At 59.0% G+C, this 11,525-nt stretch carries 13 protein-coding genes; 2 read left to right on the forward strand and 11 right to left on the reverse strand.

Annotated elements, in window-relative coordinates; translation table 11 throughout:
* Window positions 1–60: 60 nt before the first annotated feature.
* On the forward strand, window positions 61–1,257 hold the full coding sequence (locus tag ACIOMO_RS12560) for an AAA family ATPase (protein WP_401240979.1): 1,197 nt from the start codon (window positions 61–63) through the stop codon (window positions 1,255–1,257).
* Between the two features lie 221 nt (window positions 1,258–1,478).
* Here the strand turns inward: ACIOMO_RS12560 and ACIOMO_RS12565 are convergent, their stop codons facing one another.
* The 4 genes from ACIOMO_RS12565 to ACIOMO_RS12580 are packed head-to-tail and all read right to left on the reverse strand — an operon-like array spanning window position 1,479 to window position 4,432.
* Window positions 1,479–2,351 (reverse strand): transporter substrate-binding domain-containing protein, encoded by an 873-nt coding sequence (locus tag ACIOMO_RS12565; protein ID WP_401240982.1) that lies wholly within the window; start codon window positions 2,349–2,351, stop codon window positions 1,479–1,481.
* On the reverse strand, window positions 2,348–3,130 hold the full coding sequence (locus tag ACIOMO_RS12570; RefSeq protein ID WP_212550004.1) for an amino acid ABC transporter ATP-binding protein: 783 nt from the start codon (window positions 3,128–3,130) through the stop codon (window positions 2,348–2,350). Before ACIOMO_RS12570 ends, ACIOMO_RS12565 begins: the two co-directional genes overlap by 4 nt.
* Window positions 3,127–3,786: an amino acid ABC transporter permease gene (locus ACIOMO_RS12575; RefSeq protein WP_008083583.1), complete on the reverse strand. Its 660-nt coding sequence runs from the start codon at window positions 3,784–3,786 to the stop codon at window positions 3,127–3,129. The genes ACIOMO_RS12570 and ACIOMO_RS12575 overlap by 4 nt, the downstream gene beginning before the upstream one ends.
* Complete coding sequence (locus ACIOMO_RS12580) at window positions 3,767–4,432, reverse strand: amino acid ABC transporter permease (protein WP_053116495.1); 666 nt, start codon at window positions 4,430–4,432, stop codon at window positions 3,767–3,769. The genes ACIOMO_RS12575 and ACIOMO_RS12580 overlap by 20 nt, the downstream gene beginning before the upstream one ends.
* 208 nt (window positions 4,433–4,640) lie before the next feature.
* On the opposite strand from ACIOMO_RS12580, the gene ACIOMO_RS12585 reads away from it, so the two are divergent.
* Window positions 4,641–4,808 carry a hypothetical protein gene (locus ACIOMO_RS12585; protein ID WP_159811976.1) on the forward strand — a complete coding sequence of 56 codons (168 nt, stop codon included), beginning with the start codon at window positions 4,641–4,643 and terminating at the stop codon, window positions 4,806–4,808.
* Window positions 4,809–4,990: 182 nt separating this feature from the next.
* Here the strand turns inward: ACIOMO_RS12585 and ACIOMO_RS12590 are convergent, their stop codons facing one another.
* From ACIOMO_RS12590 to ACIOMO_RS12620, 7 genes are all read right to left on the reverse strand, one after another.
* Window positions 4,991–5,788 (reverse strand): MetQ/NlpA family ABC transporter substrate-binding protein, encoded by a 798-nt coding sequence (locus tag ACIOMO_RS12590; RefSeq protein WP_007918708.1) that lies wholly within the window; start codon window positions 5,786–5,788, stop codon window positions 4,991–4,993.
* Window positions 5,789–5,953: 165 nt separating this feature from the next.
* A complete protein-coding gene (locus ACIOMO_RS12595) occupies window positions 5,954–6,886 on the reverse strand; it encodes a sigma 54-interacting transcriptional regulator (protein ID WP_282355896.1) in 933 nt (310 codons plus the stop codon).
* A 55-nt stretch (window positions 6,887–6,941) separates the two neighbouring features.
* The gene (locus tag ACIOMO_RS12600) at window positions 6,942–7,523 is read right to left on the reverse strand and encodes an alpha/beta hydrolase (protein ID WP_053116493.1); all 582 of its coding nucleotides are present in this window, start codon (window positions 7,521–7,523) and stop codon (window positions 6,942–6,944) included.
* A 376-nt stretch (window positions 7,524–7,899) separates the two neighbouring features.
* The gene (locus ACIOMO_RS12605; RefSeq protein ID WP_003220570.1) at window positions 7,900–8,301 is read right to left on the reverse strand and encodes a biopolymer transporter ExbD; all 402 of its coding nucleotides are present in this window, start codon (window positions 8,299–8,301) and stop codon (window positions 7,900–7,902) included.
* A gap of 1 nt (window position 8,302) precedes the next feature.
* Complete coding sequence (locus ACIOMO_RS12610; protein ID WP_053116492.1) at window positions 8,303–9,028, reverse strand: MotA/TolQ/ExbB proton channel family protein; 726 nt, start codon at window positions 9,026–9,028, stop codon at window positions 8,303–8,305.
* Window positions 9,029–9,073: 45 nt separating this feature from the next.
* The gene (locus tag ACIOMO_RS12615; protein ID WP_400751308.1) at window positions 9,074–9,883 is read right to left on the reverse strand and encodes an energy transducer TonB; all 810 of its coding nucleotides are present in this window, start codon (window positions 9,881–9,883) and stop codon (window positions 9,074–9,076) included.
* Between the two features lie 283 nt (window positions 9,884–10,166).
* Window positions 10,167–11,510 (reverse strand): aryl-sulfate sulfotransferase, encoded by a 1,344-nt coding sequence (locus tag ACIOMO_RS12620; RefSeq protein ID WP_401240988.1) that lies wholly within the window; start codon window positions 11,508–11,510, stop codon window positions 10,167–10,169.
* Window positions 11,511–11,525: the final 15 nt, after the last annotated feature.

An 11,525-nucleotide genomic window follows, 5' to 3' on the forward strand; every position in this document is an offset into this window, starting at 1 on the left:
TTGCAGCCTTCGGCAGCTCCTACAGGGGGTATTCTGCGGCGGATTCGGAGGATCTCATTCATGCTCAACACCCTGGCGGTGGCCAATTACCGCTCGATCAATAAATTGGTGATCCCGCTGGGTCGTCTGAACCTGATCACCGGCCCCAATGGCAGTGGCAAGTCCAACCTCTATCGGGCCTTGCGCCTGCTGGCGGAAACCGCGCAGGGCGGTGTGGTCAATGCACTGGCGCGTGAAGGCGGACTGGATTCGACGTTCTGGGCCGGGCCGGAAACCATCAGCCGGCGCATGCGCAACGGCGAGGTGCCGATCCAGTCGACGGTGCGCCAAGGCGTGAAGCGTTTGCGCCTGGGCTTTGCCGGGGAAGATTTCAGTTATTCGATCAGCCTCGGCCTGCCCGATTCCAACGGCCATTTCATGCTGCCCGAGCACTCGCGGCCAATCCCTTCGCGCTTCAGCCTCGACCCGCAGATCAAGCGCGAATGCATCTGGGCCGGCCCGCATTACCGCCCTGCCAGCCTGTTGGTCGATCGCGACGGCCCGATGATCCGCGCGCGCAACGAGCGCCAATGGGATGTGCTGGCGCAGCACACGCCGAACTTCGACAGCCTGTTCGATCAGGTTGGCAGCCTGCGCAGCTCGCCGGAAGTGTTCCAGATGCGCGAGTTCATTCGCCGCTGGCGTTTTTATGATCACTTTCGCAGCGACGCCAACGCACCGGTGCGCCAACCGCAATTGGGCACGCGCACGCCGGTGCTGCACCACGACGGCCGCGATCTGGCGGCGGCGTTGCAGACCATTATTGAAATCGGTGACGGCGACGCGATGCGTGCGGCGATTACTGATGCCTTTCCGGGGGCGCGCTTGCATATCGACGCTCAGGCGGGTGGACGCTTTGCCATCGAGTTCTATCAGGAAGGTTTGCTGCGGCCACTGTCGGCGGCGGAGTTGTCGGACGGGACGTTGCGTTATTTGTTGTTGGTCGCGGCGTTGCTGACACCGAGGCCGCCGTCGCTGATGGTGCTGAACGAGCCGGAAACCAGCCTGCACCCGGATCTGCTACCGGCGTTGGCACGGTTGATCATTCGTGCGTCGGAGCAATGTCAGGTGTGGGTGGTGTCGCATGCGCGGCGGTTGATTTCGGCGTTGCAGGAGGATCCGGAGTGCAATTGCATTGTGCTGGAGAAGACGCTGGGGGAAACCGGGATTGTCGGGCAGAAAGTGCTGGAGACGCCGGCGTGGTATTGGCCGGACTGAGTGCTTCGGTCAAAAGCCCCTCACCCTAGCCCTCTCCCGGGGGGAGAGGGGACTGATTGGGGGATGCTCCAGAGTGACGCCGACCTGAAAATGCTGCTGTGAATCCATAATCGACTCGGTTTTTCAGGTCGATGTATGACGCAGGACACCTCGGTCGGCTCCCTCTCCCTCGGGAGAGGGCTGGGGTGAGGGGCAAGCCTCACCACCGACCCATCAGACAATCACCCCTGCCACTTGCCCCCTTCAACAATCACGCTTTCAGGCTTGGTGTCATCGCTCAGTTCTTTACGCACGTATTGGTCGTACAGTTTGAGCAGATATTTCTCTTCACCCAACTTCGTCAGCTCGGTATTCACCCAGTCACGCAGTTCGATATTGCCCTTCTTCACCGCCGGTGCAATCGGCGCTTCGGCACCGAGTTTATCCTCCAGCACGCGATAGCCCGGGTTCTGCTTGGCCCAGCTGAACAGCACCAGATTGTCCTGCGCATAAGCATCGCCGCGACCATTGGCCAGGGCTTGCAGCGACTCGGAGTTTTTCTCGAACTTCAGCAGTTTCCAGTCCGGGTGATTCTTGGTCAGCCAGATATCGGCAGTGGTGCCGGTGGTGACGATGGTGGTGCGGGTCGCCAGGTCATCCAGGTTTTTCACCGAGCTGCTCTGCGGCACCAGCGCTTGCACCGCGACCTTGAGGTTCGGGTTGGTGAATTCCACCGCTTCCTTGCGCTCAGGCGTCACGGTCATGTTGGCGAGGATCAGGTCGACCTTGTCGCTTTGCAGAAACGGAATACGGCTCGCCGGTTCGACGACAACGAATTCGACCTTGTTTTCATCGCCGAGCAGATCCTTGGCGAAACGACGGCCGATGTCGGTATCGAAACCTACGTAGCGCCCCGCTTCATCGACAAAACCGAACGGCGGCTTGTCGGTAAACACGCCGACGATCAGTTTGTCGCGGGCCTTGATCTTGTCCAGATAACCGGCCGGCGCGGTGCTTTCGCTGGCGACTTTCGGCTTTGGCGGTTCTTCGGTTTTGCTGCAACCGGCAAGCAAGGCGAGGCTCAGTAGGGGCAGTAAAAAAGCGGCAGTTTTCATAACAGTTCCAGTTCCTTTGTCGGATTCGTTTTTGGCAGTGTTGCAACGAAGGAGAACTTCTCCAGAAACTGCTGCGCGCGTGCGGTTTGCGGGTTCGTAAAGAAAATCTCGGGTGGGGTCTGTTCAAGGATGCGCCCGGCATCCATGAACACGATGCGGTCAGCCACCGCGCGGGCGAAGGCCATTTCGTGGGTGACGATCAGCAGGGTCATGCCCTCACGGGCCAGGCCCTGAATGACCTGCAAAACTTCCTTGACCATCTCCGGATCAAGGGCGGCGGTGACTTCATCGAAGAGCATCACGCGCGGGTTCATGCACAGCGAACGGACGATGGCGATGCGTTGCTGCTGCCCGCCGGAGAGCTGACGCGGGAAGGCATCGCGCTTGTCCAGCAGACCCACGCGTTCGAGCAACGCTTCGGCTTGCTGCTGCGCTTCGCGACGCTGACGCTTTTGCACCTTGAGCGGGCCGAGCAGCAAATTATCGAGCACGCTCATGTGCGGAAACAGGTGATAACTCTGAAACACCATGCCGATCTGCTGGCGGATATCGCGCCAGTCGGTGGCCTTGTCGAGCAGCTCGCGGTCGAGAAATTTCAGGCTGCCGCTGTGGGCGACTTCGAGGCCATTGAGGCAACGCAGCAAAGTGCTTTTGCCGCAACCGCTGGGGCCGAGGATGACGATCACTTCACCGCTCTGCACCTGCAGGTCGATGCCGTTGAGCACCTGCTGTTCGCCATAGAATTTGTTGAAGCCGTGAAACTCGATCAATGCGCTCATGCTTGCGTCCAGCGCCGCTCCAGCACGCGCGAGGCGGCCGAGAGCGGGTAGCAGATGAAAAAGAAAAACAGGAACAGCGCGCCATAGATCAGCACCGATTCGTAGGTGCGCTCGATGATCTGCTGGCCGACCTTGATCACATCCACCACACCGATCAGCACCGCCAGCGAACTGGTCTTGATGATCCGCGTGTAGACGTTGATGGTCGGCGGCGTCATGCGCTTCAGCGCTTGTGGCAGCAGCACGTAGCCGTAGAGTTGCGCGGCATTCAGACCGATCGACAGCCCCGCTTCACGCTGCCCGCGCGGTAACGAATGCAGCGCACCGCGCGCCACTTCGCCGACCTCGCTGGCGCCCCACAACGACAGCACCAGCACCGCGCACCAGAAACTCGGAATGCTCAGGCCGAAGAAAATCGGCAAGCCGAAGAACAACAGGTACAACCAGACCAGCACCGGGATCGCCCGGAACAGCTCCAGATACACCCGCAGGATCGCGTTGAGCCACGTCACGTTGAGCGTGCGCAACACGCCGTAGAGCACGCCGCCGATGGTGCTGATGGCGATGCTCAGAAACGAGATCGACAAGGTTTGCCCGGCGCCTTTGGCCAGTTGCGGCAACGATACCCAGAGTAATTCAAGACCCGAACTGGCCATGCTGGAGCCTCCTTTCCAGACGGCTGAGCAACAGCGACAGCGGCAAGAACAACAGCACGCAGATCAGCGTCAGCACGGCGAGCATTTCGTAGGTTTTGTAATAGAGCGCGATGTAGCTCTTGGTGGTGTAGAGAATTTCCGGCACTGCTACCGCCGAGACCACGGTGGTTTCCTTGAGCAGGAAAATGAAATTGGCGAACAGCGACGGCAGGCTGAGAATCCCCGCTTGCGGCAGGATCACATAGCGCAGCAACTGCCCGTGCGACAGGCCGATGGAGCGCCCGGATTCCAGTTGCGCCTGCGGCACCGCGTCGACGCCGGCGCGCAGCACTTCAGTCAGATAGGCGCCGCCGAGGAAAGTCATGGTGATGATCGCGGCGGTGAAACCGGACACCTGAATCCCAACTGCCGGCAAAGCGAAGTAGACGAAAAACAACTGGATCAGCAGCGGCGTGTTGCGCGCCAGTTCTACGTACAGGCCGACCAGTTTTTGCAGGTACGGCGTGCGGAACACCAGAATCGTCGCGTTGAGCAGCGCCACCACCAGCGAGGTGCCAATGGCGATGAAACCGACCTGCAGCGTCACACCCACGGCTTTGAGAAACGCCGGCAGCGTGCTGAGAATAAAAGCGTAATCGAAGGTCATGAAGCGTCCTGGACATCGCTCGGTAAGCGACGGTCGTGCAGTCCATGGACAGCGGGTGGCTGTCCGGCAGGCACTGACTTTATAGGTATAAAAACAAGAATTTAAATACCGTTAAAGCATATTGATATCACTCAAAAAACTATCCTGTCGGTTTGCCGGGAAGGAATAAGAAGGCTATTTTTCCTTGCGCTGTAGGACGGATCTTTTTTTGATTCAGGCCCTCCAAGGACGCACAGCTTTTGGTCAGACTCCTCCGGCCGAAACCAATTACAAGGAAGAGAACATGGACGTAAAAGCGCCGCAGCGGCTGGATCCGCAGGAGATTTTGAAATTGTTGGTGGCGTTGAGGCGGGCGTTGAAGGCTGGGGTGGCCTGAGCAATAAAGATCAAAAGATCGCAGCCTTCGGCAGCTCCTACAGGTGTTCATTTCCCTGTAGGAGCTGCCGAAGGCTGCGATCTTTTGCTTCTGGCTGCTGATTTTGCACACACAAAAACGCCGATGCCCATCACTGGCCATCGGCGTTTTCACACCTTGAAGGGGGTGGTTCAAACGTCAGATCAGAACGCCGGCAGTACCGCGCCGTTGTACTTCTTCTCGATGAACGCTTTGACTTCCGGGCTGGTCAAGGCTTTGGCCAGTTTCTGGATCGCGTCGCTGTTCTTGTTGTCCTCACGGGCCACCAGGAAGTTCACGTACGGCGAGTCAGCGCCCTCAATCACCAGCGCATCTTTCTGCGGGTTCAACTTGGCTTCCAGCGCGTAGTTGGTGTTGATCATGTCCAGATCAACTTCCTTCAGAACGCGTGGCAGCAGGGCCGATTCCAGTTCCTTGAACTTGAAGTTGTGCGGGTTCTTGGCGATGTCTTTCGGCGTTGCCAGAGCGTTTTTCGGATCTTTCAGCTCAATCAGGCCAGCCTTCTGCAGCAGGATCAGCGCGCGGCCGCTGTTGCTGCCTTCGTTCGGGATAGCAATGGTCGCGCCGTCTGGCAGTTCAGCCAGGGTTTTGTACTTGCTCGAGTAACCACCGAACGGTTCAACGTGCACGCCTTGCACAGTCACCAGGTACTTGGATTTGTCGTCCTTGTATTTACCCTGGTTGAAGCTGTTCAGGTACGGCAGGGTCTGGAAGTAGTTGGCGTCCAGACGCTTCTCGCCCACTTGCACGTTCGGCTGAACGTAGTCGGTGAAGACTTTGATTTCCAGATCCACGCCTTCTTTGGCGAGGGTCGGTTTGATCAGCTCAAGAATTTCAGCATGCGGCACTGGCGTTGCGGCAACCACCAGTTTCTCGCCAGCGTTGGCCAGGGAAGCCGTCAGAGCAGCCGCCAATGCGGTAAACAACAGAACCTTTTTCATGCAGTGTCCTTATCGAAAATCGGTCGTCATCGACGACGGCATCTAATACGAGTGCCAGTGAAGTGATATCGCTGGCGTGGGTCGGACAATACCGGGATTTTATATTCCCGGACAATAACGTTTATTCACGTTGATATTCCATTTTGTTCATACAGAACAAAATGACTACAAGCCTTGGCTCAAGCCAATCAATAAATCTTTCAAGGCCTTACGCTCGGCAACGCTGCCGCCTACATTGATCTGCGCCACCAGTTTCTCGATCTGAAGCTGCGGGCCAGACACCTCGGGCAGATTCAGATGCTCTGGCAGAATTTCGTCGCCCGTGCTGACCAGCAACGCAAAATGAATGACGTTTTCCAGTTCGCGGGTGTTGCCCGGCCAGCTGTGTTGCTCGAGAACATGTTGCGCGGCTTCGCTGATCAGCGGCACCGGCAGGTCGAGGCGCTGGCTGTAGATACCGAGGAAATACTCGGCCAGCGACAAGATATCGCCGATCCGCGCGCGCAACGCCGGCAACTCGAGATGCCCTTCGCTGAGATAGTGATAGAGCCGCTCGTGGAATTTTCCGGCGTCCACTGCTTGCGCCAGATCGATGCTGGTGGCCGCGACCAGGCGCACGTCCACCGGGCTCGGCTGATGCGCACCGACGCGAGTGACCTCGTGGTTTTCCAGAGCCGCGAGCAATTTGATCTGAATCGGCAGCGGCAGATCGCCGATTTCATCCAGGTACAACGTCCCGCCATTGGCCGAACCGAACCACCCCGCGCGGCTGCTGGCCGAACCGCTGAACGTGCCGGCGGCATAGCCGAACAACTCGGCATCGGCGTAGGTCGGGCTGATCGCGCCGCAATTGACCGAGACGAATAAACCGCTGCGATCACTGGCGCGATGGATATGGCGGGCGAGCAATTCTTTACCGGTGCCGGTCTCGCCACGGATCAATACCGAGATTGAGCGCGGGGCCAATTGCTCCAGCTCTTCGCGCAACTGGCGTGAGCGCGGATCGACGAACACCAGCGCTTTGGCGCGGATGCTCAGGGGGCTTTTTTCTGCATCGGGAAAGGTCAGCAACGGCTGACCGAAAGTGTCGAAACTCATGGCAGACTCCCGCCCAAAACCGCCGGGAGACGGGGGCGATCAAAGAAAAAACAAATCAGGCGCGACGGCGAGCGTGGTGTTCCATACGGTTTTGCAGGCGATAGAGATAAGCAAAACCCTGCTCCCAACGCTGATGCCCGGACTTGACGTTAATGTGCCCGGCACCGGCGAGAATCCCCGCCTCGGCGCCCCAGTTGCGCGCCAGTTCCATGGCACGCGGCGCACTCACGGCCGCATCGTTGTCGGAGCTGACCACCTGGCTTGGAAACGGCAGCAGATCTGTCGGAATCGGTGCGAAATTGCGCAGCGCGGGTGCGCAGGCCGGACGTTCGACATCCGCCGGCGCGACCAGCAAGGCGCCGCGCACCTGACGCAGGTATTGCACGGGCGCAGTGGCCGCCCAATGGGCAACGGTGACGCAGCCGAGGCTGTGGGCGATGAGGATGACGGGCGTGCTGTCAGCGGCAATTGCCTCGGCCAGCGCAGCGACCCAATCTTCACGACGCGGCGTCAGCCAATCGGCCTGCTCGACCCGCGCGCTGTTCGGCAGGCTGTTCTGCCAGTGGCTTTGCCAATGATCTTCCGGCGATCCTTGCCAGCCCGGCACAATCAGATAGCGAATTGATTCGTTGCGCATGGGGAGCTCTCCTGCGTGTCTGTTCCTGAAGGAGTATAGGGAGGGGATTTATATTCGTTAAGGAATAAGAAGCTATTTATTAAGACCTGAATTGAATATGAGATTTGTGCTTGGCTTGAAATCTTTTCCCCCTCACCCCAGCCCTCTCCCCCAAGGGGGCGAGGGGAAAGGGAGCCGATCTTCATGCCGTTCATATCCTGAGTTCGACTCGATATCCCACGTCGGTATACGTCTACCAAACACCTCGATCAGTCCCCTCTCCCTCTGGGCGGTCCGACGTTTCGGGAGGGCTAGGGTGAGGGGCTTTTCCAACGCAATAAATAAAAAAAGGGCCGCACCCTGCCAAGGAGACGGCCCCGGAAAAACGTAAATCCTGTTACCGCGCCGTGATCACCGACAACTTGGTAATCCCCGCCCGCTCAATCGAAGCCATCGCTCGCGCCACTTCGCCGTAATTCACTCCGTCATCCGCCTGCAATTGCACGCGCACTTCCGGATCCTTGGCCTTGGCCGACTTGAGGTTGAACTCCAGCAAGTCCGGCTGAATCTCATCCTTGTTGATAAACAATTTGCCGGCGCCATCAATGCTCACCACCAGCGGATCCTTCTGCTCGACCGGCGCCACCGCTTCAGTCTTCGGCAGGTTGATCGGGATCGCGTTGGTCAGCAGCGGCGCGGTGACGATAAACACCACCAGCAGCACCAGCATCACGTCCACCAGCGGGGTCACGTTGATCTCGCTGAGCACCTCATCACTGTCTTGCGTGGAGAAGGCCATATCAGGACGCCTCCTTCACTTTTGCCGCGTTGCCCTGCGCTGCAACCTTGTGCGCAGTCGGGTGGATCAATACGCGGAACGAGCTCTTTTGCGCCAGGCTGTAGAAGTCGTGAGCGAAGTCATCAAGATCCGCCGCCGTCAGTTTCAGACGACGCAAAAAGTAGTTGTAAACCAGCACCGCCGGTACCGCGACGGCAATCCCCACACCTGTGGCGACCAGTGCCGCACCGATCGGGCCGGCGACTGTTTCCAGGCTCGCCGAACCGGCCGCGCTGATGCCTTTCAACGCTTCCATGATTCCCCACACCGTGCCGAACAAACCAATGAACGGCGACGTACTGCCAATACTGGCGACCACTGCCAGACCGGTTTCCAGCGAACGGCGTTCGCGGACGATCTGCTGACGCAAGGCGCGCTCCAGTCGATCCTGATGGTTGATCGCCTGGCTCAAATCCGTGGCCTGTGGCGCCTCACCCACTTGAATCGCTGCGTAACCAGCCTGCGCTACTCGCGCTGCAGCACCGGGTTGGGTCTCGCTCAATTCAGCAGCGGAATCCAGACTCGACGCCGCCCAGAAGCGTTTGTGAAAACGGCGATCCTGCGCCTTCAGACGACCGAACTGCACAGCCTTGAGCAATGCCAGGCCCCAGGTAGCGACGGAAAAAACCACCAGCAGCCAGATCACCGCGCTTTCGATGGATTCCAGTGGAGATGCCAGTAACGTCATGATGTATTCCCTCGTGTAAACATTTCGCGCGAATTTGGTTTCGGTTTAATGAATCTTGAAATCGATGGGCACGCTGACCCAGCCGTCCTGGGCGACATCACCCTGCTTGGCCGGGACGAAACTCCAACGTTTCACGGCGCTTAAGGCCGCATCGTCGAGCTGTTGCCGACCACTGCTTTTTGCTATCTGGATCTCGCCCGGTTTACCGCTGGCCAACACATGCACGCGCAGCAACACGGTGCCCTCCCAACCGCGACGCTGAGCCAGCGACGGGTATTCCGGCGCCGGGTTTTTCAAGTACGCGGCGTTGGCCGAGGCCGGGGTTACCGGAGCCGGCGCCGGTGGTGCAGGTGGCGCTGGCGCAGCGACTGGAGCGACCGGTTTAGGCGGCGCCGGTGGTTGCTCGACCGCTTTCGGCGCCGGTTTCGGTGGCTGTTTAACCACCGGTTTCGGCTTTGGAATTGGCTTCGGCGGCGGTGGTTTTACGGCAAGCTCGTCCTCAACCGGCGGCGGTGGCTCGACCACAGGCGCTGGAGGTGGCGGCTCGACAACCGGTGGCGCTGGCGGTGCCGGGCGCGAAAACTCGATGGTCATTGGTGGAATTTCTGGCGGCACGATTGGCAGCGTCGGCGTCGGCTGCTGGTTGATCCAGTAGATCACCGCGCCATGCGCCAACAGCGCCAACACACCCAGCAGGATTGCCTCGCGCCGACTCAAGATGCCTTTGGGGGCACGCTGCAAACTTTGCTGCCCCAACGGCACACGGTGCGGCCGGCCGAGATCGACCAGTTCGCCACTCGGCGTCTGACGCCACAGCAATTCCTCTGCGCTGGCGGCGGTCTGGACATTGCCCATTGATTCACTCCCTGCGGTCTTTTTTGCGTTCTCTTTACCAAGCAGTCGATTCGCCGTTTGTTGAAGCCCCCACCGCGATCGATGGGTGAATCATTGGCTTAGACGCTTATCTCCGAAAGTAAACTTTAACGTTATCCATAGGCTTTTATGGAATATACGAGCTGATCACTTTCACCAAAGCCACGGCCCATAAGGGCTGTAGCCATGTGGTGAAAACAGCATGCTTTTCAGGCATTGAAAGTATTCGCGCAACGCATCAACAAAGACCCGATGCGCGGCTCGACTAGCGACTGGCGTTGGTCTGCTGCACGCCCACCACCGGTGCAATCACAGCGGTTTCGGAGCGCGGCGTACCCTGCGGCACCCAGTCATAACTCACAGGTAACGCGCGATACACCCAATTGCTGACGGCATCGCTGCCCGGCGCCTTGCCCAGGTACGGACTGACGTATTCCCAGACGTTTTCACCGCTGGCCGTGACCTGGAAAAACCGTCCGTTCATGCCTTCGTCGATCAACGTATTGCCGTTGGGCAAACGCCGCGCACTGCTGATGAACGAGCTGTAAAACGCCCACCCCGGTTGCTTCGAATTGGCGGCGCTGTACTGCCAGACGATTTCGTTTTTCACCGGATCAATTTCCAACACTCGCGAGCCGGAAATCAGCCCGAGGGTGACGTTCGGATAACCCGCCGAACCCTGGTTATCGAACACCAGCACATTGCCCGCGCCCGGAAGCCCGGCCGGAATGATGTGAGCGTCATGCTGACCGACAAATTGATCGACCGGACGTGGCAGCGTCCGCGCGGTTTTCGGGCTGGCCAAGGGCAGATTCGGCCCCAGACGCCAGACCACTTTGCCGCTGCTTTTTTCGATGATCGCGATGAAGTTGGCGTTGCGCGAATCGAACAAAAGATTGTCCGGATTGAAACGCTTGTCACCGGCATCGAACCACTTGTTCGGGCCGACCACGCTGAGGTTATTGATGTGCAGGTAGTCCGCATCCTCGCTGCCGCGCACCAGTTTCAATTGCTCTGGGGTGAAGCCGAATTCGTTGAGGTGCTCCGACGCCAGCCACTGCCATTTCACCGCACCGTCGGGGCTGACTTCATAGATCGCATCGTCGATCACCTCGGGGACTTTGAAGCCTTTGATCGGGTGCACTTTGTTCGCCAGCACCACGGTGTTGCCGTTGCTCAACCGGCGTTGATCGTGATGCTGCTGCGCCGCACCACCGGGCGCCTTGTCGCCCCACTGCCAGACGACTTTGCCATTCCAGTCCAATTCGCCGACGCTCTGATTGCCCAGGCCATTGCCGGCTGAACCGAGTTTGCCGGGATCCTTGTCACTCAGTTGCAGCAGGACATGCCCGCGCTCGCCGCCGACCAGTTTCGGGTCGATGATCGCTGAAGGGAAACCTGCCTGCGGCCAGTTCTTGACCTCGTTGCCGTTCATGTCGATCAGGTGCGTCTGCTTGTCGGCGCCGCTGAAAATCACGTACTGATTGAACGCTTTGTTCGGGTCGTAACGGGTGACGCCAGTCGGGTAAACGCTCGGTGCGGCGAAGGCGCCAGCGCTAAACACCGCGCCGGACAACAACAGCGGAAAAGCCGTTTTGATGCGCAACATGATGCAGCTCCTTGA

Origin of the sequence: Pseudomonas sp. NPDC087804, assembly GCF_044742965.1 — a bacterium.
Taxonomy (GTDB): domain Bacteria; phylum Pseudomonadota; class Gammaproteobacteria; order Pseudomonadales; family Pseudomonadaceae; genus Aquipseudomonas; species Aquipseudomonas rustica.